20 protein-coding genes are annotated in these 22598 nt (G+C 56.2%); 8 read left to right on the top strand and 12 right to left on the bottom strand.

Annotated features, from left to right (window positions below; genetic code table 11):
* Positions 1-9: 9 nt before the first annotated feature.
* The 4 genes from Q4551_RS00595 to argE form a co-directional block, all read right to left on the bottom strand.
* On the bottom strand, positions 10-1209 hold the full coding sequence (locus tag Q4551_RS00595) for an efflux RND transporter periplasmic adaptor subunit (protein ID WP_303431158.1): 1200 nt from the start codon (positions 1207-1209) through the stop codon (positions 10-12).
* A gap of 290 nt (positions 1210-1499) precedes the next feature.
* The gene (locus tag Q4551_RS00590) at positions 1500-2321 is read right to left on the bottom strand and encodes a spermidine synthase (protein WP_303431157.1); all 822 of its coding nucleotides are present in this window, start codon (positions 2319-2321) and stop codon (positions 1500-1502) included.
* Positions 2322-2338: 17 nt separating this feature from the next.
* A complete protein-coding gene (gene argA, locus Q4551_RS00585; RefSeq protein ID WP_303431156.1) occupies positions 2339-3643 on the bottom strand; it encodes an amino-acid N-acetyltransferase in 1305 nt (434 codons plus the stop codon).
* Positions 3644-3771: 128 nt separating this feature from the next.
* A complete protein-coding gene (gene argE / locus Q4551_RS00580; protein ID WP_303431154.1) occupies positions 3772-4944 on the bottom strand; it encodes an acetylornithine deacetylase in 1173 nt (390 codons plus the stop codon).
* 14 nt (positions 4945-4958) lie between these two features.
* Here argE and Q4551_RS00575 point away from each other — a divergent pair, with 14 nt between their 5' ends.
* The 5 genes from Q4551_RS00575 to Q4551_RS00555 all read left to right on the top strand — a co-directional run bounded on the left by Q4551_RS00575 (position 4959) and on the right by Q4551_RS00555 (position 10638).
* A complete protein-coding gene (locus Q4551_RS00575; RefSeq protein WP_303431153.1) occupies positions 4959-6299 on the top strand; it encodes an inorganic triphosphatase in 1341 nt (446 codons plus the stop codon).
* 54 nt (positions 6300-6353) lie between these two features.
* Positions 6354-8126, top strand: coding sequence for a GspE/PulE family protein (locus Q4551_RS00570; protein ID WP_303431152.1), 1773 nt, complete (start codon positions 6354-6356; stop codon positions 8124-8126).
* Between the two features lie 98 nt (positions 8127-8224).
* Positions 8225-8719: a hypothetical protein gene (locus Q4551_RS00565; protein WP_303431151.1), complete on the top strand. Its 495-nt coding sequence runs from the start codon at positions 8225-8227 to the stop codon at positions 8717-8719.
* A gap of 194 nt (positions 8720-8913) precedes the next feature.
* The gene (locus tag Q4551_RS00560; protein ID WP_303431150.1) at positions 8914-9894 is read left to right on the top strand and encodes a hypothetical protein; all 981 of its coding nucleotides are present in this window, start codon (positions 8914-8916) and stop codon (positions 9892-9894) included.
* A 324-nt stretch (positions 9895-10218) separates the two neighbouring features.
* Positions 10219-10638 carry a molybdopterin-binding protein gene (locus Q4551_RS00555; RefSeq protein ID WP_303431149.1) on the top strand — a complete coding sequence of 140 codons (420 nt, stop codon included), beginning with the start codon at positions 10219-10221 and terminating at the stop codon, positions 10636-10638.
* Between the two features lie 69 nt (positions 10639-10707).
* On the opposite strand, the gene lpxL is transcribed toward Q4551_RS00555, so the two are convergent.
* From lpxL to hldE, 3 genes are all read right to left on the bottom strand, one after another.
* The gene (gene lpxL, locus Q4551_RS00550) at positions 10708-11619 is read right to left on the bottom strand and encodes an LpxL/LpxP family Kdo(2)-lipid IV(A) lauroyl/palmitoleoyl acyltransferase (RefSeq protein ID WP_303431148.1); all 912 of its coding nucleotides are present in this window, start codon (positions 11617-11619) and stop codon (positions 10708-10710) included.
* A gap of 71 nt (positions 11620-11690) precedes the next feature.
* On the bottom strand, positions 11691-12662 hold the full coding sequence (gene rfaD / locus Q4551_RS00545; RefSeq protein ID WP_303431146.1) for an ADP-glyceromanno-heptose 6-epimerase: 972 nt from the start codon (positions 12660-12662) through the stop codon (positions 11691-11693).
* The gene (gene hldE / locus Q4551_RS00540) at positions 12659-14098 is read right to left on the bottom strand and encodes a bifunctional D-glycero-beta-D-manno-heptose-7-phosphate kinase/D-glycero-beta-D-manno-heptose 1-phosphate adenylyltransferase HldE (protein ID WP_303431145.1); all 1440 of its coding nucleotides are present in this window, start codon (positions 14096-14098) and stop codon (positions 12659-12661) included. The genes rfaD and hldE overlap by 4 nt, the downstream gene beginning before the upstream one ends.
* Before the next feature lie 93 nt (positions 14099-14191).
* On the opposite strand from hldE, the gene waaA reads away from it, so the two are divergent.
* Entirely contained in the window at positions 14192-15463 is a 1272-nt protein-coding gene (waaA, locus tag Q4551_RS00535; protein WP_303431144.1) for a lipid IV(A) 3-deoxy-D-manno-octulosonic acid transferase, read from the top strand.
* A 38-nt stretch (positions 15464-15501) separates the two neighbouring features.
* Here the strand turns inward: waaA and Q4551_RS00530 are convergent, their stop codons facing one another.
* Entirely contained in the window at positions 15502-17406 is a 1905-nt protein-coding gene (locus Q4551_RS00530; RefSeq protein ID WP_303431143.1) for an ATP-binding cassette domain-containing protein, read from the bottom strand.
* 27 nt (positions 17407-17433) lie between these two features.
* Here Q4551_RS00530 and Q4551_RS00525 point away from each other — a divergent pair, with 27 nt between their 5' ends.
* Positions 17434-17979: a TIGR02444 family protein gene (locus Q4551_RS00525; protein WP_303431142.1), complete on the top strand. Its 546-nt coding sequence runs from the start codon at positions 17434-17436 to the stop codon at positions 17977-17979.
* A 32-nt stretch (positions 17980-18011) separates the two neighbouring features.
* On the opposite strand, the gene Q4551_RS00520 is transcribed toward Q4551_RS00525, so the two are convergent.
* Positions 18012-18803 (bottom strand): ParA family protein, encoded by a 792-nt coding sequence (locus Q4551_RS00520; protein ID WP_303431141.1) that lies wholly within the window; start codon positions 18801-18803, stop codon positions 18012-18014.
* Positions 18804-18946: 143 nt separating this feature from the next.
* Between Q4551_RS00520 and Q4551_RS00515 the strand changes: the two genes are divergently transcribed.
* Positions 18947-19405: a DUF4124 domain-containing protein gene (locus tag Q4551_RS00515; RefSeq protein WP_303431140.1), complete on the top strand. Its 459-nt coding sequence runs from the start codon at positions 18947-18949 to the stop codon at positions 19403-19405.
* A gap of 147 nt (positions 19406-19552) precedes the next feature.
* On the opposite strand, the gene rsd is transcribed toward Q4551_RS00515, so the two are convergent.
* From rsd to gshA, 3 genes are all read right to left on the bottom strand, one after another.
* The gene (gene rsd, locus Q4551_RS00510; protein WP_303431139.1) at positions 19553-20029 is read right to left on the bottom strand and encodes a sigma D regulator; all 477 of its coding nucleotides are present in this window, start codon (positions 20027-20029) and stop codon (positions 19553-19555) included.
* Positions 20030-20217: 188 nt separating this feature from the next.
* Complete coding sequence (locus tag Q4551_RS00505) at positions 20218-20730, bottom strand: disulfide bond formation protein B (RefSeq protein ID WP_303431138.1); 513 nt, start codon at positions 20728-20730, stop codon at positions 20218-20220.
* A 245-nt stretch (positions 20731-20975) separates the two neighbouring features.
* Positions 20976-22574 carry a glutamate--cysteine ligase gene (gshA, locus tag Q4551_RS00500; RefSeq protein ID WP_303431137.1) on the bottom strand — a complete coding sequence of 533 codons (1599 nt, stop codon included), beginning with the start codon at positions 22572-22574 and terminating at the stop codon, positions 20976-20978.
* Positions 22575-22598 lie beyond the last annotated feature (24 nt).

The following is a 22598-nucleotide window of genomic DNA, read 5'->3' as shown; positions in this document are numbered from 1 at the left end:
GACTCCGGGTTATTCGCTGGCAAGCTGCGGTGTGTGGTCATCGGGGTTGGTATCGGTACGGCTCAATTTGATCGAGCCGTCGTCGTTGACCTGCGCCTTGACGGCAATGACGTCATTACCTGCCTGTATCTTGCTGGTTCCTTCCACTATCAGTTTGTCACCGGGCTCCACACCTGCAGATACCAGCCACTGATTGCCGATGGCGCGTTCTGTTGTGACGATGCGTTTTTCAACCTGATTCTTGTCATTGAGCAGCAAGGCCACGGCATGACCCTGGCTGTCGTGGGATATCCCTTGTTGTGGCAGCAGGATGGCGTTGTGGTTAACGGCATCTTCGACCACGGCGCGGACAAACATGCCGGGCAACAGGAGGCCATCGGGGTTGGCAAATTCGGCCCGCAGGGTGACTGAGCCGGTATCTTCGTTCACCGCGACTTCGCGGACTTTCAGGGTGCCTTGGTGCTCATAGCGAGAGCCGTCTTCCAGAATCAGGCTGACTCTGGTATTGCCGGTTTTGATGCCGGACTGTTGCAGCAGTTTACGCAGCAGTAACTGATCCTTGGACGACTGGGTCATATCCACATACATCGGGTCGAGGGTATTGATGCTGGCCAGCGCGGTACTTTGTGAGGCATCCACCAGCGCTCCGGGGGTCACACTGGACAAGCCGATACGGCCACTGATCGGGGCGGTGATTCTGGTATAGCCGAGGTTGATGTTGGCGGTGACCAGCGCGGCCCTGGCGCTGGCGAGGGCGGCTTCGGCTTCCAGCCAGGTGGTATGGGCATCGTCAGCATCCTGTTGGGAGATGCCCTGAATGGTGACCAGACCAGCGTAGCGCTTGTCGGTCAATCGGGCTGATTCCAATGCCGCTTTGGTACTTTTGAGATTGGCTTTGGCCTGTTGCAGCGCCGCCTGGTAACTGGCTGGATCTATCTGGTAGAGCACATCTCCGGCATTCACCTGTGAGCCTTCTTCAAACAGGCGTTGCTGGATAATGCCGCCTACCTGGGGGCGGATATCCGAGCTTTGTGATGCCACTGTGCGGCCTTTTAATTCACTGGTGAGGCTGACGGTCTGTGGCTGCACTTCAATATAGCTGACTTCCGGGGTCGGTGGCGCCGGTGGCGCCTCGCTGGAGTCGGACAAACAACCAGACAGCAGAGCGATCAAGGTCAGGCTTGTGAATAAATGGATGAAGGATTTCATCGCGGAGAGTCCTCTGGTGAAACATGAATGATTAGCTTCCCGGATTGTTCAGAAACCAGGCGCAAACCCCGGTTTGTTGCGCGACCGTAGTGCCAGGAAAACATCAGGTATTGGGAGTTGCCGCCATTGTCGCCGGGAGGAAGTTAAGAGCGGGTTAACAAAACGTAACAAAGCCGTATAAAAAGCAGCAGAAAGAGGCAATCAATGTGAATTTGATGCGAATGGTGTGGGCGCGGGTTGAGTATGAGCGGGGAGCAGGCCGAATAAGTGGATGGTTGACAGTTAAACCATTAATGATTGCCGGGAATCAGATTGCCCAGCAGCAGGTGGCAGCCGCCTTTGTCGCGAAAGAAAGGCCGACCGGCACGCCACAAGTTGAAGCCCAATGCTGCCGACCAGTGCTTGGCTTGTCGTTGTGCCTGCTTGGCATCCGGTATCGGCGTGGGAGTGAGTGGCGGTTTTTGCGCCCACAGAATCCAGTTGCCATCCTTGGTGGTAGCGTGCTGGGTAATGGGAAAACGTTGTTTGAGTTTCCACAACCAGAGTGCCTGGTCGCGGTGTTCGCGCCACAGGTTGAGTACCAGCCAGCCACCGGGAGACAGGTGCTGATGGCAGTGGTCGAGAAAGCTTTCTTGCAACTGTTGCTGATCCAGACCGTCGGCCAGAAACAGGTCGCTGAGTAACCAGTCTGCGGCGTTGGGGGGCGCCTCGGCCAGCCAGGCTCCGGCATCGGCAATCTGGACGTTCAGATGGCTGTCACGGGGCAGGGCAAAATATTGCCGCGCCACCTGTAATACCGCTGCTCGCAGTTCCACTACATTAATCTGGGACTCGGGCAGCAGGCTATGAATCGTATTGGCCAGCAGCCCTCCTCCCAGACCCAACAAACAGATGCGTTGTGGTGCTTGCTCGGCAAACAATAACAGCGAGGCCAGCATGGCGCGGCTGTATTCGTGCTGCAGCTGTCTGGGCTGGTGCTTGAGCAGGCAGCTCTGTTCATCGGCAGTACCAAAACTGAGGTAGCGTTTGTTGCCGTCATCGAACACCTGTATGACGCCATGGTCGTCGTAGCGGCGGTGTATTTCATTGGCGGCAATAAACCACTCACTCATTGTCTTGATGCCTGTGCTCAGAGGGTTTTCAGGAAGACCTTGGAGTTACGCTGGAAGTTATAAAGCTTCTGGCGTTCTTCGGGCAGGTCGGAGACCTGGCCAGGCACAAACCCCTGTTCAATAAACCAGTGGGCAGTCCGGGTGGTCAGTACAAACAGCTGCTGGAACTGGCGCTTGCGGGCTTCCTGTTCAATTTGATCCAGCAGCAGCTGGCCGCGGTGGCCGCCACGATAGTCGGGGTGAACCGCCACACAGCCGAGCTCGGCGCGGTCGTCAGAGTAGGGGTAAAGCGCGGCGCAGGCGGTGATCATGCCGTCCCGTTCGATAACATAAAAACGGTTCAGCTCGGTTTCCAGCAACTCCCGTGAGCGGCGTACCAGAATGCCGGCGTCTTCCAGCGGTTTCAGCAAGGAGAGGATGCCGCCAACGTCATCGATTCTGGCCGGTCGCAGCTGGTCGTACGGGTCCTGGCTGATCATGGTGCCCTTGCCCTCGCGGGTGAACAGCTCCTGCAGCAGGGCGCCATCGTGCTGAAAGCTGATCAGATGTGCCCGTGGCACTCCCTGGCTGACGGCTTTGAGGGCCGCTTCGGCGTGATGGCGGGCTTCGCCGTGAAAGTGGGTCAGGCGTTCTTCGAGGCTGCGGCAGGTCAGTTGCTGCAAGGTCTCGCCGTTGTCTTCGAGCAAGCCGTCATCCTGTCCCATCAGAATCAGTTTGTCGGCGCGCAGGCTGATGGCCGCCTGACGGGCAACATCTTCGACGGCCAGGTTGAACACTTCGCCAGAGGGCGAGTAACCAAGGCAGGACAACAGCACAATATTGCCCGCCGCGAGCAGGTCGGTAATGGCGCTATGGTCGATCCGGCGTACTTCGCCGGTGTGCTGGAAATCAATGCCATCAATCACGCCCATTGGGCGGGCGGTGACAAAATTGCCGCTGACTACTCGCATGCGGGCACCGTGCATGGGGGAATTGGGCAAGCCGACGGACATGCGGGATTCAATGTCTGCCTTGACGTAACCAACCGCGGCTTTGACCGCGGTTAACGCCTGGCGGTCGGTGATGCGGAAGTCTTTGTAAAAAGTACTTTGTACGCCCAGACGTTCCAGTGCGGTATCGATCTGCGGTCGTGCGCCATGGACCAGTACCAGGCGTACGCCCAGGCTGGTCAGCAGGGCGATATCCTGGACAATATGGGTAAAGTTGGCGTCGGCGATGGCGTCGCCTTCGAACATCAGCACAAAGGTTTTGCCCCGGTGCGCATTGATGTAGGGGGAAGACTGACGAAACCAGTGCACATAAGCGGTGGTATCAGGGGTCACTGCAGTGTCTCATTCATGCAAGTAGAAGGTAGTCGGACGATTTAACCATGCTCATCCGCTGGGCACTACTGCCGGCAGCGGAAATGCCTGTCAGGCCAATCGTGTCGGGCTGATATTCAGGGTGCCGATCAGCTTTGGGAAGTGAGGCAAAATTGCTGGATCAGGGATTGCAGCAGTTTGACGCCCGGTGCGATCTGGTCGATGGCGAGGAATTCATCCACCTGATGGGCCTGATCAATACTGCCCGGCCCCATTACAATGGTTTCAAACCCAAGCGCTTGCAGGAAGGGCGCTTCGGTGGCGAAAGCGACGGCTTCGCTTGGGTGGCCGGTCAGTCGCTCGGCAGCCTGTACCAGAGCACTGCTGGCGGGGGTTTCAAACGGCTCGACACCGGGAAAGTGGCTTTCCAGCTCGAACGTTACCTGGTTCTGGGCGGCGATGGGGCTGAGTCGCTGGCGAATCTCGTTACGCAAATCGTCATTACTCATGCCCGGCAAGGCGCGCAGATCAAAGGCCAGCTCGCAGCTGCCACAGATGCGGTTGGGGTTGTCGCCACCGTGGATACAACCGAGGTTCAGCGTTGGTACCGTGACGGCAAAATGGGCATTGTTATATTGCGTCGCCAGCTCGCGGCGCAGGGTTCTGAGTTCGCCGATGACATCGTGCATGGCATCGATGCTGTTGACGCCCAGCTCCGGGTTGGATGAATGCCCGGCGCGGCCGGTGAGGCGCACGCTTTCCATAATAATGCCCTTGTGCATGCGGATAGGACGCAGGCTGGTGGGTTCACCAATCACGGCATAACGGCCCTTGAGGCGACCCTGGTGAGCGAGATCGCGAGCGCCGGTCATGGCGCTTTCTTCATCGGCGGTGGCCAGAACAATCAGTGGCTGCTGGAAATCGCTGGCCTGAAACACCTGTACGGCTTCCAGTATCAGTGCAAAAAAGCCTTTCATATCACAGCTGCCGAGACCGTACAGGCGGCCGTCACGTTCGGTGAGGGTGAAAGGATCGGACTGCCACAGCTGCGGGTTGCAGGGCACGGTGTCGGTGTGACCACTGAGCACCAGACCGCCATCGCCACTGCCCAGTGTTGCGATCAGGTTCGCTTTGTCGGGGTGATTCGTGACGGGCAGGATCTCGCAGGCAAACCCCAGCGCCTCAAGCCAATGGGCAAGGCAGTGAATCACCGCCAGGTTGCTCTGGTCGTACTGGGGTAACACCGAGCTGATGCTGTTATGGCTGATCAAGGTGCTCAGGCTTTCGATGAGCGTAGGGACTTTCCGGGCAGAAACAGACATAAAGCAATGACCTTGTGCTTGCGCAACCTGACGAGCGTCATGACAATAGCGCCATGACCTATGAAATTGAGCTTAAACTGCGTTTTGCCCCGGAGCACGCCATTGCCTTGCAGCAGGCGCTGGATGTGCGGGCAACGCGTGGCGGACATTCTACGCTGAACAACACCTACTTTGACACTGAGCAAGGGGACTTGTCGCGCCAGGCGTGTGCCCTGCGTATTCGTCAAAACGGTGAGTCATCGTTTGAGCAAACCCTGAAAACCCGGGGTAGCAATCAAGGGGGGCTGAGTGTTCGTCATGAATGGAACTGGTCTCTCGATCATCACCAGCTGGATACCACCTTGCTGGCCAGCGATGTGGTACGGGCGCACTGGCCTGACGTCGTGTGTGCTGACTCACTGCTGCCCTTGTTCAGCACCAACTTTGCGCGCCAGCGCTGGGTCTGGCAGCGAGGGCCAAGCCAGGTCGAGGTGGTACTGGATCGTGGCCTGATCCGGGGCGGAGGTACGGAGGTGCCCCTGTGTGAACTGGAGCTGGAGCTGCTGCAAGGGGACCCCGCCGATATCTGGTGGATGGCCGAGACACTGGGTGCCGAGGTGCCGCTGTGGATGAGCGACATCAGTAAAGCCGAGCGCGGTTACCGCCTCCTGGGCATGGGTCGGGACTGGCGTCAGCGGGGTAATCTGTTTGCCTGTGATGTCGATCCGGCCCTCTTGCCAACGCAACTGAATGAAAGCCTTGAGTGGATCAAACGGGCGCTGGAAGCATTACTTTGGGAGCCTCCGCGTAGCGCCGATCTGGCGATCGATTTTGCCGCACAGCTGTTAGCTTTTTTTGAGCTGGCACGGCAGGAACCGGCGCTGCAGCAATATTTGCCCGCCGGGACTCTGGTAGACTCGGCGCTGGCGTTGACTTATGCCTGTCTGGTGCAGACCGGATGTGATGAGCAGTCATCATGCTTTGGGCAAGCCGAGGCTGAGATTAACCAATGGCGTGAGCAGCCTTCGCTGGCGGGTGCCTTGTTGCAACTGGGCCACGGTTTATGGCAATGGCAGCCCAGTGGTGTTTCGTCGCCGGAGGCCGTCTCGTCACTGTCCCGGTATCTGTTGTCGCGGTCCGTCAATGCCCCGTCACGAGGGGCCGACTGGTCGCCATCGCAGCTGGTGGCGCTGATGTTACTGGCAAGGGATAACGGGTCGCTCACATCGGCGAACCGGGCGGAAATTGCTCGTCTGGCCCATGAGTTGCTGGGTCTGCAGTTGCACCAGGTAGCGTTGGGTTCTGACAGCCGGGACATGGCAGTGCAGCAGCATTCCCGGCGGTTGTCTGGATTAGTGGCGCAGTGGATGCACTGACGCCAGTCGTCGCCTTGTTTCTATCGTATTCTTTTTCTTCTCTGGAGTTTTTCCATGCAGTCTAGTGCTGATCGTCAACTGAGTCTTACTGGTCTGCTGGAGGATATGCGCAGAGACAGGTTGCTCAGTTCCAGCGATTACGAACAGGCTCTGGGTATACGTCGCCAGGCGGGAGAGGCGAGTTTGCATCCGCTGACCTTGCTGGCGCGGCAGAACTTTCAGGATGCTCGCCCCCATGGCAAAACCCTGACCGAAGATGTGCTCTGCGAGTGGTTGGCGCAGCGGGTAAATATGACCACCTGCCAGATCGATCCGCTGGAAATTGATGTGCCTTCTGTGACGGAGGTGATGTCGTACGCGTTTGCGGAGCGTCATTGTATTCTGGCGGTGCGGGTGAGCGCCGAGGAAGTGGTGGTGGCGACGGCAGAGCCGGATGTCACCAGCTGGGTGGTCGATCTCGAACATGTATCCCGGCGGCGGATTCAGCGTGTATTGGCGTCGCCGTCGGCCATTGAGCGTTACCGGGTAGAGTTTTACCAGCTGGCCAACTCGGTCAGCCGGGCGCGTGGCGATCATTCCAGCAGTGGTGCGGTACAGAATCTGGAAACCATGCTGGAACTGGGCAAGGCCAGAGCGCCGGACGCCAATGATGAGCACATCGTCAATATTGTTGACTGGCTGCTCCAGTATGCGTTTGACCAGCGCGCCAGTGATATTCATCTGGAGCCACGGCGGGAGGTGGCTCATGTGCGCTTCCGGATTGATGGCGTGTTGCACAATGTCTACGAGCTGCCTGCCCAGGTGGGTATGGCGGTGGTGGCACGGCTTAAATCCCTTGGCCGTATGAATATTGCGGAAAAACGCAAACCTCAAGACAGCCGTCTGAAGTCCAAGACCCCCTCTGGACAGGAAGTTGAGTTGCGGTTGTCGACCCTGCCCACGGCGTTTGGCGAAAAACTGGTGATGCGGATTTTTGATCCGCAGGTGCTGGTTCGCAGTTTTGTCGAGATGGGTTTTGGCAAGGAAGATCAGCGCCGCTGGCAGAAAATGGTCAGCAACAACCACGGAATCGTGTTTGTCACCGGGCCGACCGGATCGGGTAAAACCACCACGCTGTACTCGACCCTGAAACAGCTGGCGACCGAGGACGTAAATGTCTGCAGTATCGAAGACCCGATCGAGATGGTCGAACCAGCCTTTAACCAGATGCAGGTACATCCGGGCATCGAGCTGACGTTCGCCAGCGGTGTGCGGGCGCTGCTGCGTCAGGACCCGGACATCATTATGGTCGGGGAGGTACGTGATCTGGAAACCGCAGAAATTGCCGTACAGGCGGCGCTTACCGGGCATTTGGTGTTATCGACCCTGCATACCAACGATGCACCTTCAGCGTTTACCCGATTGCAGGAACTGGGGCTGCCTGCCTATCTGATTCGTTCCAGTGTGCTGGGGGTGATGGCGCAGCGGTTGATCCGGTCGCTGTGTCCGCATTGCAAACAAAAACAGCCGACCGACGAAGCCGCATGGAAGCAGCTGACGGCTCCCTGGTTGGTCAAAACTCCCGAACATGTGTACAGCGCTGTCGGGTGTCTTGAGTGTCGGGGTACCGGTTATATGGGGCGTCTGGGTATTTATGAAGTCATGCCCATGACCGAAACCCTGGAGCTTTTGATTAACGAACAGACGGATCAGCAAAAACTGCGTCAGGCGGCGATGAAAGAAGGCATGCACAGCTTGCGACTCAGTGGTGCCCACAAAGTGGCGGCTGGTTTGACAACAATGGAAGAAGTGATGCGTGTCGCACCGCTGGCACGACATTCAAGTTGATATTGTTGACGGACGCCCAGTAACACGAATCGTCATGGAGAGTCTGGGCTTCAAACGTTACAATGCGTCAAAGCTCACCCAGGCAACAGGATATCCCGGTGCAAAAACTCGTTCCTCCCATTATCGATCTCGAAGCCTCCGGTTTCGGTTCCGGCAGCTATCCCATCGAGGTCGGGTACGCGCTGGAGGATCGCATGGTGACTTGCTGCCTGATACGTCCGGCTCCATCATGGTGTCACTGGAGTGAAGAAGCAGAAAAGATTCACGGTATCTCCCGTTCGATGCTTGAGTCCGACGGCCTTGGCCCGCGTGAAGTGGCATTACGTATGAACGACGCCTTGCGAGGGAAAACCCTGTACTCGGATGCCTGGAGTTACGACAGCTCATGGCTTGGACGGCTGTTCGATGAAGCTGATCTGGTGCAGCGCTTTCGTATTGATACGATCAACCGCCTGCTGAGCCAGGAGCAGATGGAAGCCTGGCATGACACCAAGAACAGCCTGTGGGATGAGCTGAAGATCGAGCGCCATCGCGCTGCCAATGATGTTCGCGTGTTACAGGAAACGTTTTTACGGGTCACTGGCCGGGTCTGAGACCGGCGGATTGTTCGATTATCTTGACCCCATTGAGCCGGGGTTTATCCTTATGCGCCGATGATCTGTACCCTCGGCCGTGCCGTCTATATGCAATATGGCTCAATGCTGGAGCTTGCCCGGCAGATCCGGTATGTTTCCCGGCATACCCTCATTGGACCCTGACAGGCTCCGAAGAGCACTGGAGAATAAAAATGGATATCAGCCAGTTACTCCCTCTGGCAGCGCAACTTGTGATTCTGATTGCTCTGTTTCTGGTCGTTGCCCCGCTAAAAAAACGCCTTGATCGTATTGAGACCAACCTGGCTGCACAGACTGCCGAGCAGTCCGAGCACCATCAGTTCAGTGCGGAAACCCTGGACAGTGTCGTTAATGAAATCAAGGATCATTTTGAGATCAGTCTGAACAATCTGCTACGAGATACCGGTGATATCAATCACAGCCTGAGAGTCAATGGCGAGCAGAGCCAGCGCGCCCTGGAGTTACAGGAGCTGGTGTTCAGCGAGATATCCGGTGGCCATGCGCATATCAAGGACCTGTTGTCCGCCAATCTTCGCAATCAGAAAAAACTGGCTGAAGAGATGGCCCGGACATCCATTAACGCATTCCGTAATGCCAGCGCGCAGACGCACTCCGATGTTCAGCAAGCATTTGCAGCACAGGATAAGGCCTTGCTCAAATTGAGTGATTCTTCCCAGCGTATGCTGAGTAGCACAAGTGCGCATTTTAATGAAATGAGCAAGGAAGTGGCGACGCTCAAGAAAGCGGTGGCAGCGATGCTTAATATCCAGCGCAAGGCTGATCAGATGCTGGAACCGCTGTCGGCACAGCAACAACAGCAGCTGACGCTACTGAACCTGGTACGCGAGCAGCAGCTCCGACAGCGGGAAATTATCGATGCGGAGATGACCATACTGACCGATCTTAATCACTCCTTGCAGCTGCAACGCCAGCAGCTGGATGACTTGGGCGAGAATGGCAGTGTGGCCGCTGCCGTGCTGAACAACCTGCAGCGTAATCAGCTGGAAGCCACCACTTTCGAGCGCCGCTATACGGCTCTCAGCCAGGAGTTGGCTGAACTGTCCGTTATGATGCAACCTTGGCTGGAATCCCTTTCCGAGCCTTATGCCGCAACGGCATTACATCAGGTTCAACCCTCTGTGGTCGTCGAATAACCTGATCTGTCTCACGTTGTGTTTGACATGGTTTTGTAATAATCATTGGCCGGTCTTACTGATCAGGTTCTGCCTCCTCTTATCCATATCCGCTGTATGTATGCTGTTTGATCTGCATGTCGTTGCCATACAGGCAGGTGCCTGGTCGCGGCATCACGCCGTTTCAGTTTCCAATACATCTGGATATGCCGGGTAGTCCTGTTCCGTGGATTCAGGATAACCGCCAGTGCCCGTGTTGGAGATCATCACTGCAGGTTGCTGTTCCTTTTTATGGTCAGAACGCATGAAAACCAGACAATACCATTGTTGTAGGAGACAACTCTTATGTTGACCAGTGCCAGAAATCAATTAGTTGGGAAAGTCCTCCAGGTTCGTGGTGGAGCCGTTAATGATGAAGTGGATATCGCCCTGAATGATCAGGATGTGGTGGTGGCGATCGTCACCAGTGAAAGCACCAACAAGCTTGGATTAACGGCGGGCAAGGAAGTAACGGCCTTGATCAAATCCAGCCATGTGATGCTCAGTACCGATCTGGATTTATCCATCAGTGCCCGTAACTTGCTCAAGGGCGAAGTATCGGCAGTGCGTCATGGGGCGGTGAACTGTGAAGTGGACGTGACGTTGCAGGGCGGTGGTGAACTCGTTGCCATTGTTACCGAAGGCAGTATCAACAAGCTGGGCATCCAGGTCGGTACCCCTGTCTGTGCTTTCTTCAAGGCCAGTGCCGTTATTCTTGCTGTTTGAATTAACGGGCTAACCAGCCTGAACCAGTCGTACTGGCTGGCATTTCCCCAAAGAGGTCTGGCGCTGTTTTCAGCGGTAGACTTCGCCTTTTTTTACCGCCTTGTCTGGTCGGGTTTTAAAGCGTTTGTGCAACCACAGATACTGCGACGGATGTTGACGCAGTTGCTGCTCGATAAAGGCATTGGCAACCCGTGCGTCTTCGATATCATCCCCGCTGGGAATCGGCAGTGGCGGGTGTACGGTGATATCGTAGCCGGAGTTGTCATGGCGGCGAAAGTAGGTGACTGGCATCACGGTCGCCTTGCCGGCTCTGGCAATGCGGGAAGTGGCGGTAATCGTGGCCGTCGGAATCCCGAAAAAATCCACAAAAACACTGTTCTTGCGGCCAAAGTCCTGGTCTTGCGCGTACCACAGCGCCTCACCTTGTTTGAGGCAACGAATAAAGGCGCGGATATCCTTGCGGGTGTAGCAGCCGCTGTAGAGTTTCTGGCGGCGCTGTTCCATCAACCAGTTCATCACTGGATTGTCTTGGGGCCGGTAACTGACATTGACCGGTACCTGGGTGACAAACAGAGCCCCGGCAAGGTCGAGCATGGAGTAGTGCGCTCCCAGCAATAACACCCCTTTCCCGGCGGCCAGTTCTGCCTTGAGCTGATCAAAGCCATGAAAGTGGGTTCGGCTCAGCAAATAGTCCGGCCGCCGAAACCAACCGATCAGGGTTTCCATCAAGCCAATGCCGTTGTCGATAAACACCTGTCGCACCAGTTGCGCCTGTTGCTGTGGGGTTTTCTCCGGAAAGCAGAGACCGATATTGACCCTGGTGATGTGGCGGCGACTTTTGCCCACCTTGTACAGTAACAGCCCCAGCGTTTTACCAATCATCAGCTGGAGACGGTAGGGCAGATAAGTCATGGCGACCAGCAGGCCAACGCCACACCAGACTGGCCAGTAGCGAGGATGTAACAGGTGCTTGGGAGGCATGGATATTCTCTTTCGACGTACGGAAAGTCCGGCAAGGGCTGCCGGACCCAAGGATCAGTGTAGACGCTGTATCAGCGCTGGTTGAGCCAGTTCATATACGCATGGACACCGGTTTTGACATCGGCGAAGGCCAGGTCATACCCGGCTGCCCGCAAGGCACTGATATCAGCCTCGGTAAAGCTTTGGTAAGCGCCTTTAAGGTGATCTGGAAACGCCATGTATTCTTTACGGGCCGGGTTGCCTTGTTCCTGGTGCCAGTCGATCACGGCATCAGCGACGTCATTAAAGCTCTGGCACTGGCCGGTACCGAGGTTGAAAATACCGCTTTGATCCGGGTTGGCCCAGAACCACAGGTTAACCTTGACGACGTCTTCGACAAACACAAAATCACGGCGTTGTTCACCATCGGCATAACCGTCACAACCGGCAAACAGTTTGCACACGCCATTGGCTTGAATCTGGTTATTAAAGTGAAAGGCGACCGATGCCATGCTGCCTTTGTGATGTTCACGGGGGCCATAAACATTGAAGTAACGGAAACCCACCACCTGACTTTGGAACTGTTCCGGCGATGTTGCCCGTAGCTGACGGACATACTGGTCGAATTGCCACTTGGAATAGCCATACACGTTCAGTGGCTGCTCGAAGCTGCGCTCTTCCTTGAAAACGGCACTGCCACCATAGACTGCCGCACTGGAGGCATACAGAAAAGGAATACGTTGTTCGAGGCAGGCGTGTAACAGGATTTTGGAGTATTCGTAGTTGTTCTCCATCATGAACTTGCCGTTCCACTCGGTGGTTTCGGAGCAGGCGCCCTCGTGGAAAATCACGTCAACGTCGTCGAGCAGGCCGTCATCCAGCTGTACCCGCTGGATAAAGTCATCCTTGTCGAGGTAATCAGCAATATCGCAGTCAGCGAGGTTGTAGAATTTCTTGCCGTCGGTCAGGTCGTCGACCACGATAATGTCGCTGCGGCCCTGTGCGTTCAGGGTTTTGACAATGTTGGCACCGATAAAACCAGCCGCGCCGGTAACAATGATCATGACTTGCTCTCCTCAGAATTCTGAATACGTTTGACAATGGCACTGGTGGAACAGTTGTCTTTGAAGCTAAGAATAATGACGTCACCGCCGTTGTCCTGCACACAGCGACCGCCAGCAATCTGATCAACGGTGTAATCGCCACCCTTGACCAGAATATCCGGTAGCAAGCGGCAAATCAGACGCTCTGGTGTGTCTTCGCTGAACGGCACTACCCAGTCAACGCTTTCCAGGCCAGCCAACACCGCCATGCGGTGATCGATTGGATTGATCGGCCGGGTCGGGCCTTTCAGGCGGCTGACGGATTCATCGGCATTGACGGCGACCAGCAGCCGGTCTCCCAGGGCCTTGGCTTCTTTCAGGTATTGTACGTGACCCGGATGCAGGATATCGAAGCAGCCATTGGTCATCACCAGGGTTTCACCCCGTGAGCGCGCTTCTTCTACCTGAATGGCGAGGCTGTCTTCGTCGAACATCCCGGCACCCTGATGATTTTCGCTGCGCAATTCGATACGCAGTTCTTCGGTGGTTGCGGTCGCGGTGCCGAGTTTGCCGACGACAATACCGGCGGCGGTGTTGGCCATCAGTGTTGCCTGGCGCAGGTCACAGCCTGCGGCCAGAGAGGAGGCCAGCACCGAAATCACCGTGTCCCCGGCTCCGGTAACATCAAATACTTCTCTGGCCCGGGTGGGTAAATGGAACGGCTCCTGATGTTTGACAATCAGGGTCATGCCTTTTTCACTACGGGTGATCAGGATGGCATCGAGGTCATGGGCCTCGATCAGCGCTCGCCCTTTGGCGACCAGTGTGTCGTCGTCCGGGCAGGGGCCGACCACCGCTTCAAATTCACTCAGGTTGGGGGTGATCAGGCTGGCGCCGCGATAACGTTCAAAATCAGTGCCTTTGGGGTCGACCAGCACCGGGACATTGGCCTGGCGAGCGGCACGAATCAGTCGTTGCGGGTTGCTCAAGGCGCCTTTGCCGTAATCTGACAGTATCACGACTTGCGCCTGGCTGAGCTGCTGGTCGTAGGTTGCACACAGCGTCGACATATCGGTGCTGTGAAAAGCCTCTTCAAAATCGAGCCGGATCAACTGTTGCTGGCGACTGATAATGCGCAGCTTGGTAATGGTGGGGTGGCAGGGGTGCTCGAGAAAGTGACAGGCGACCCCGGACTGTTGCAGCAGGCCCGACAGCTGACGGCCATTCTCATCGTTGCCGGTAACGCCCAGCAGCACGGCATTGGCACCCAGGGTGGCGATATTGAGGGCTACGTTACCGGCACCACCGGCACGGTTTTCGATGTCCTGGATTTTAACCACAGGCACCGGCGCTTCCGGAGAAATACGGGAAGTTGGACCTTGCCAGTAGCGGTCCAGCATGACGTCACCAAAGACAAGCACCTGGGCTTGATGGTAGTCCGGAACGTTGGTATTCATTGTAATTTGCGCACTAAAAAAAGAGCGCTGAGTCTAGCACAATGGCTTGTTGTGCTACCATTCCTGCCCCTGTTCCCGCTAGAGAACTCACTTGTGGCACGGCTTGGCTATACTGTTTTTCTGACCCTGATAACGCCGATTTTGCTGGCCCGCCTCTGGTGGCGTGGCCGCAAGAATCCAGGTTATCGCCAGCGTATTGTTGAACGTTTTGGCGCCGTCACTCCCTTGCCTCACCGTGGAGCCATTTGGGTGCATGCGGTATCGGTGGGGGAGACGCTGGCTGCTGCCCCGCTGATCGAACAACTGTTGCGGCAGTATCCGCAGCGCACGATCTGGATCACCAGTACCACCCCAACCGGGGCAGCGCAGGTCGAACGTCTGTTCGGTGATCGGGTCCGGCGCAGTTTTATGCCGTACGACTTGCCGTTGTGCTGGTGGCTGTTTTTGCGACGGACAAAGCCTGACTGTCTGGTGGTGATGGAAACTGAATTATGGCCCAACCTGTTGGCCTGTTGTCAGCAACGGGGCGTACCGGTGCTGCTGGCCAACGCCCGTCTGTCTGAGCGCTCGGCCCGCGGATATGCCCGCTTGTCTGCACTGACCCGGCCGATGTTGCAGCGCCTGACACACGTAGCGGTGCAGCATCAGGTAGATGGCCAGCGGTTGCTGGATCTCGGTTTGCCGCCATCCCGGCTGAGTGTCTGCGGCAGTATCAAATACGATGTGGTGGTGCCGGCCGGGCTGGATGAGCAGGCCGCGGCCTTGAAGCAGGGCTGGGGCAAGCAACGGCCAGTGGTGTTGCTGGCGTCCAGCCACGATGGTGAAGAAAGCCTGATGTTGGCTGCCATGACATCCTGGTTGCGGCGCTGGCCAGAACTGTTGTTGGTGCTGGTGCCGCGCCATCCGGAGCGCTTTGGGCCGGTGGCGCAAGCGTGTCTGGAGCAGGGTTTTACGCTGGCGCAGCGCAGCACCCAGGCTCCTGGCAACGATGCACAGGTTTATCTGGCTGACAGTATGGGCGAAATGCTGCTGTTGCTGGCGGCCGCCGATGTGGTGGTCATGGGTGGCAGTCTGGTGCCGCGCGGCGGCCATAACCCGATCGAACCGGCGGTGCTGGGCAAGCCGGTACTGATGGGGCCGCATTATTTCAATTTTCAGACGGTGGTGGATGAGCTGGTGGATATTGGGGCGGTACAGCTGACGACCGCTGTCACCCTGGCTGGCGATGTTGCGTTGCTGCTCGATCACCCGGAGCAGCGCCAACAAATGGGCCTGGCGGGGTACAACCAGGTGCAACAGAATCAGGGAGCGGTAGCCCGGCTTGTTGCGAATGTCGCAACGTTGCTGTCAGACAATGCGCATTAAATACGCAGTGTCTGACGGATATAAGCGGCTGACCCGGGTCAGTCGCTGTTTTCCAGCTGCTCCGTCAAATCCATCCATTCCATTTCGACATCTTCCAGCTTGCTTTTGGTCTCTGCCTGTTCGGCCAATCGCTGTTTGAGTTCCTGTTTGCGAGCATCTTCGTACAGGCTGCTGTCTGCCAGCGTTGTTTCGATTGCGGTGAGCTGTTGCTGCAGTTTTTCCATCTGTTTTTCTGCGGCTTGCTGCTGTTTGCGTAGTGGTGCCAGACGCTGGCGGCGGGCGGCATCCAGACGTTTCTGCTCCTTGCGATCAACCGTTGTGGCCGGGCTGGCACTGTCCGGTGCGGTGGCCGGACTGCTGGTGTCCCACTGTCCCCGGGTGTTGAGGTACTGGTGGTAGTCGTCGAGATCGCCATCAAACTCCTGCACCTTGCCGTGATCAACCAGCCAATATTCATCGACACTGGCTTTGAGCAAATGACGATCGTGGCTGACGATCAGAATGGCACCGGGGAAGTTCTGCAGCGCCAGCGTCAGTGCCTCGCGCATCTCGATATCCAGGTGGTTGGTCGGTTCGTCGAGAATCAGCAGGTTGGGTTTCATCCAGGCGACGCAGGCCAGCGCCATACGGGCTTTTTCACCGCCGGAGAAAGGTTCAATCACTTCCAGGGCACGGTCGCCATGAAAACCGAACCCACCCAGGAAGTTACGAATTGACTGCTCGCTGGCCTTGGGTTTCAGCCGTTGCAGGATCAACATCCCCGACGCTGAGGTGTCGAGGGATTCGAGCTGGTGCTGGGCAAAATAACCGATGTGCAAATGCTCGCCCCGGGTACGTTCACCGGCGAGTAAGGGAATCTCTTCACAGAGGGTTTTTAACAGGGTGGATTTGCCCGCGCCATTGGGGCCAAGCAAGCCGATGCGGTCACCGGGCACAATGGAAAGGTTGACGCCAGGAAGCAGCGTTTTGGTGTCATTGGCTTGCTGATAACCGAGGTCGGCCTGTTTCAGCGTCAGCAACGGGCTGGACATTTGTTCATGACAGGGAAATTCAAACCGGAATGGCGAGTCAACATGGGCCGGTGCGATCAGCTCCATGCGCTGTAATTCTTTCAGGCGGCTCTGGGCCTGCTTGGCCTTGGATGCCTTGGCGCGAAAGCGGGTAACAAACTTTTCGATTTCTTCAACACGGGTTTGCTGTTTTTCGAACAGCAGTTGCTGCTGGGCCAGCTTTTCTGCCCGGATCCGTTCGTAAGCGCTGTAATTGCCAGGGTAAAGCGTCAGCTTCTGCTCATGCAAGTGGACAATATGATCGGCCACGCCGTCGATAAAATCGCGATCGTGAGAGATAAACAGCAGGGTGCCGGGATATTTGCGCAGATAACCTTCCAGCCACAGGGTAGCCTCGAGATCCAGGTGGTTGGTTGGTTCATCCAGTAACAGCAGGTCGGAGGGCATCATCAGTGCCTGAGCCAGATTCAGACGGATACGCCAGCCCCCGGAAAAATCTTTCACTGCCCGTTGCAGGTCGGCCTGGTTAAAACCAAGACCATGGAGCAACTGCTCAGCCTTGACGGGCACTTCGTAGCCCTTGTGCTGGTCCATGCGGTCGAGCCAATGGGTCAGCTGATGGTCATCGGCGGCGTTGGCAATGCCGGCTTCTATGGTGCGATAGGGCTTGTCACCATCGATGGCGTAGTCGAGGGCGCTGCGTTCGCTGGCGACGACTTCTTGTGCCATATGGGAAATTCGCCACTTGCCGGGAATTTCCAGATCACCGCCATCGACGGTCAATTCGCCGTTCAGCAGTGCAAACAGAGTGGATTTTCCCGCGCCGTTGGGACCGATCAGGGCCAGTTTCTGGCCATCATGGATGCGCAGGCTGGCATCTTTCAACAGGGTTTGCGTACCCCTTTGCAGGGAAACCTGATTAAATTCAATCATATTCGACAGTGACTAAAGGTAGCGGCAATGGCGGCGCAGTGTGCCACAGAATCTCTGGACAACCCACTGTGGCAATTCGCCCAGCGGTTTTACCAGATGAATAATGTTGAGCAGCGATTGCTTGAGATACAAGAAGATGGCGGAGATGTACTGCTGGTTTTGGCGGCATTATGGCTGGCCAGTGAGTGGCGTGCCTGGCCTGAGGATGAGCCGTTTGCTCAGCGTCTGGCCGGTTATCTGGGGTGGAGGGACAGCGTCATCCGGCCGTTACGGGGCATACGGACCCTGCTACCCAAAGGTTCGTTATCCACAGCGCCAACAAACGATCGCTTTGCTGGCGAGTTCCGCCAACGGGTCAAGGCACTGGAGCTGGAGGCCGAGCAGTTTGGCCTGGCTGGTTTGTATCAGTTGCTGGAGGAGTTCGCCGGGGCGTGTCCTGAGGAAGAAAGCCTGGTTGATTGTGTGATGGAAAACCTGGCATTGCTGCCAGATTGGCCGCAACCGGATCGGGATGACGATTCGCCAGAACCCTTGATCGACGCTCTGGAGGCTTATCTTGAGCAGCAATCATGACATGGTTTCTGTGATGATGCCGGGAGTGTGTGTCATGGCGATGGCTTGTCAGCCTGGTAATGGCTGCCGGGAGAAGACTTGGTGCGGGTACTTTCCAGCCATTGCAGCAGGACTTCCCAGTGAGCCAGGTCTCTGGCATCCGCCAGCGGGTCATCAATGATGCCTTGGCCCAGTTCGCTGGTTCTGACATAACGCTGGGTGTCCCGCAGGGTGGTGATAAAGGGAATGCCAAGGCTTTTCAGAAACAGATTCAGCTTGGTATAGATCAGGGTATTTTGCCGGGTGCGATTGGCGACGACGGCAATCGCCCGGGGGGATTGGCGGAACACCGGTGACAGCATAACGTCCCGAATAAACGTGGTGGCCGCCCGAATATCAATGGCGGACGGCAAGACTGGAATAATCACCGCGTCACTTTGGCGGATGCGATCGCCAAGGGCATGGCCGGTCAGCCCGGCTGGTGTATCGATGATCATCATGGCGGTATTGCTCGGTACCCGCATTTCCCAACTGCGAGTGGCGGTCGTCTGGCTGCGGCGGGTGGCACAGACGCCGGTAATCGTGGGCAAGTGATGACCCCGTGCCTTGAGCCAGTCACTGGCGGAGGCTTGTGGGTCATAGTCGATCAGGGCGGTGTGAAGCTGTCGGGCAGCAAAAAAACTGGCGAGGTTGGTGGCGAGCGTGGTTTTGCCACAGCCGCCTTTGGCATTGGCAATCAGTACGCGAAAGGGTTTTTCATGACGAGTGATTCGTACATCGCTACCCTGGCCTGATGCCGTGCGGTCACTTGAGGAGGAAGCGGTTGCGGGAGAGGTCTGTAACACAGTTGGTTCTCCTTCTGCTGATCGTTGTGCCAGTGCTTCCGGGACTGGATATCAGTCACTCGGAGTTTCCCTGCAAGGCACTTATACATTCAAGTATCGGTTACAATAGTTAACGGACAAAACGAACATCAAAGGATGGTCAAATGCTAAAAGCCAGAATACTGATTCCACTGGCGATCATACTGGTGAGCGTGTTTATGACACCTTACTTTCTTAACCGTTCTGACGGCAAGCCTTTGGTATCGATGGGGGAGAGTGTTGATTCAACCTTATCGACGATGACCACTCGGAAAACCTACTATAAATGGCAAGACGCCGAAGGTATCTGGCATTTTGGTGACGAGGTACCCGAAGGAGTGGCTGTGATTCCGGTGACGGTGGATACGGCGGCCAATATTCTGCAACATTTTGATATAGGGACGGAGCCGGAGATCCACAGCGAGGCACGGGCGTCGACCGCTGCAGATGACGTTGATCGGGTACAGCCGGGGCTTGAGGCGTTGTTTAATCCCAAGGCCGCTGAACAGGCCCTGAATGATGCCAAGGCTGTGCAAGGACTGCTGGATGCCCATAATGCCCAGATAGAAAGCATGACGCGTTAGCCTGCGAAGTGGGTCGAAAAGTGGGATGGGAAGTGGTACGGGGATGGAACCTGGAACAGTGTAACGACGGGTGGCCGACTCTTGACGGTTGCAAGAAACAAGCGACAGGGCGTCGAACCCGGTCAGTGGATTCGACGCGCTATGTTGTTATTCAGTAACCGATTCGCGATGAGCAGTGTGCAGGCGTTCGATCAGCTGATCTTCCAGTTGAAAGCGTTCTTCCAGTATTTCTCCCAGGTGAGACAGATCTTCCGACAGCTTGGTCAGCTGCTCCAGATTGCAGGAATGATCATAACGATCGTTGAAGTCCACACACTGGGTCGTCAATTGGTCGAGACGAGGAACCAGTTGCTGGGCAAATTCGAGGCTGCCATCGGCATATTCCCGCGCTTCGACCATCAGGCGCTCGTAAATTTCAAAATGGCCAGCGGAGCAGTAATCCATCATCGCCTGACAAAAATTCTGTACCAGCTCGGCCAATGGGGTTTCTTCGTGAGACAGCGGTTTGACACTGGAAAGGTGGCAAAATTTGACAATTAACGCCTGTCTCCCGTTCAGCCAGCTGTCGATCATCTTGTGGACGCCACCCCAGCGTTCTTTGGCAGTGTTGACTCGTTCTAACATACGGCACTCCTGTCTGTGATCGTGAGTCTGTCCCCGGTGCTTGTAACGGAACAGGGAACAGCCTCCGCTGGCATCAAAAGCCAGCTCTGGCGCGACCAATATAGGCAAGGTTAAAAGCTCTGTGCAAGTGGCTTTTTCAACAATTGCCACTTGCTATCCGCCATGGTTCTGCTTATCGCTCAGGCCGCTCAGGCTTTCCGCCCATTACTGCGCCATTTGGCGATCAGGGTGATCAGGCTGATGATCGCAAACACAATAAAGAACAGCCGCGTCCACTCCGGCATGCTCATGCCCCAGAACATCCAGGAAATATCCGCGCAGTTGCCGTTGCCGTGCAGCATGATGTTGATCAGCTCATTCATGGGCAGGGTTTCGAGCAGGTAGTCAAAGCTGGGACCGCAGGCAGGGACTTCTTCTGGCGGCAAGCCTTGAATCCAGATGTGGTGGTTGGCTACCACGGCTCCAAAAACAGAGGCGCCGGTGGTCAGGGCCAGTGCCAGCCGTGACATCCAGCGAAAGCCGTCAAAAATAAAGGCCAACAGGCAGCCAATACCGATCAGCAGGGTCGCCAAGCGTTGCACAATACAGAGCGGACATGGCTCCATATAAAGCACAATCTCGAAGTAATAGGCTGCACCAAGCAGGGCAGCACAGATCAAAAATCCGGCCAGATAGCCAAAACGCAATAATCTCGGGCTCATGGGGTTGCCTTATGCGAAATCGTGATGATGGGCGAGTGTATCACAGCACTTTGTACGGGAACCGGGTTGTCATTGCGCAAATCTGACACCCGTTATGGCGGCGTCAGATTTGAGTCATGGTTCTTTACGTGCCAAGTGGCTGTGGTGGCGGATGTCAGTCCGCCAGAAGTCGAAAATGTTCCGCCGGATGCAAGCATTCTCGCCCGTTTTCTCTGCCATATTGGCCAGACCGGACGAGAGTCTTGTTAACGTTGCAGGTAATCGGCAAGAAAGTCTTCGAATGACAGTGTATCGCTGGCTTCGATTTGGGCTTGCTCTTGCAGTGACTGGCGGGCCAGGGCTTGCCAGTGGCGATGAACCTCCGGTGCCAGTGGTTGTGACAGGGCCTTGCGGTGCTGTCTGGCTTGTTGCAGGGTAAATTCGCTGAACTCCAGCTTTTGCTCTTGCAGCGCCGCCAGTACTTTGGCGGATGGCGTATGAGCCGCATCGGCCAGTTTCAGGCGTTGCTGGCCCAGGCTGTCGATATGGAAGCTGTGCTGGTTGGCGCTGTCCATTTGTTGCGCCAGTGCCTGCATGTCATCCAGCAAGGCCAGGCCCCATTGCTGCAGGTTGCGCTCTTGCCCTTGACTGAGCAGCGTCAGGCCCGGCTCCCGGCCGCGCATGACCGTGCGCTGTTGATTGGTCTGTATCTGCAGATATTCATCATCTTCAATGGTGTCGCTGGACTGCAGCAGGCAGTAACACAAAAACAGATCCATAAACGTCGTTTGTGGTACATCGATGCCAACCGGCATAAAGGGGTTCAGGTCGGTGTTGCGGACCTCGATGTATTCGACGCCAAAGGTATTCAGGGCTTCCAGCGGTTTTTCATCGTTTTTGGCGATACGTTTGGGGCGGATGTCGCTGTAGAACTCGTTTTCGATTTGCAGCAGGTGGGTGTTCAGCTGCTGGTAAACGCCGTGCTGATCCTGGACGCCCAGTTTTTCGTAATCGTCGACCTGGACATTAATGGCATCCCCCAGAGTCTCGACGTAATTCTCAACGCTGTTGTAGCACACTCGCAGGCTGGACTGGGCATTGTTCTGATAGCCCAGGTCACTCATGCGCAGTGATGTGGCGTATGGCAGATACAGGGTGTGTTTGTGCAAGGTATCAAGGTTGTGCTCACGGCCGGCGAGAAAGCTGCTGCAAACGGCCGGGGAGGCGCCGAACAGGTACAGCAATAACCAGGAATAGCGCCGGAAGTTACGGATCAGGCCAAAATAGCGACGTGAGATAAAGTCCTGCAAGGATTCGTCTGGCTGGTTATCCAGGGCTTTGAGTATTGGCCACAGTTCGTCGGGCAGTGAAAAATTATAATGAATACCCGCAATACATTGCATGGTACGACCATAGCGGTGCCACAAACCATGACGATAAACATGCTTGAGCTGGCCCAGATTGGAGCTGCCATAGGTCGCAATCGGGATGCTCATCTCGCCTTCCAGAATACAGGGCATGGAGCTGGGCCAGATCAGTTCGGCGTCCATTTGGCTGAAGGCAAAACGGTGAGCCACATCGAGACAGGCAATGGCTTCATGGCCGCTGCGGTAGACCGGCGTGATAAATTCCAGCAAGGCTTCGGAATAATCCGTGGTGATGCTGGGGTGGGTCAGGGTCGAGCCAAGCCCTGTGGGGTGGGGCTTCTGGCTGATAATGCCATCGTTGTTACAACGCAGACCTTCCTTCTCGATACCGCGCTGCAACCGCGTCAATAGAGCCGCATGTTGCGGATTTTGCAGTAGCGCCAATGCGTCGCGATAGGCAGTATCTTGGAAAGCGCGGGGAAGGGTGGTGGTTGCCAAGGTCGTCTCGATTCAGAACAAATG

The sequence above is a fragment of the Oceanobacter sp. 5_MG-2023 genome (genome assembly GCF_030548165.1).
Lineage (GTDB): Bacteria > Pseudomonadota > Gammaproteobacteria > Pseudomonadales > Oceanobacteraceae > Oceanobacter.
Note: the sequence above shows the minus strand (reverse complement) of the source record. Positions and strands in the feature narration are given on the sequence as shown.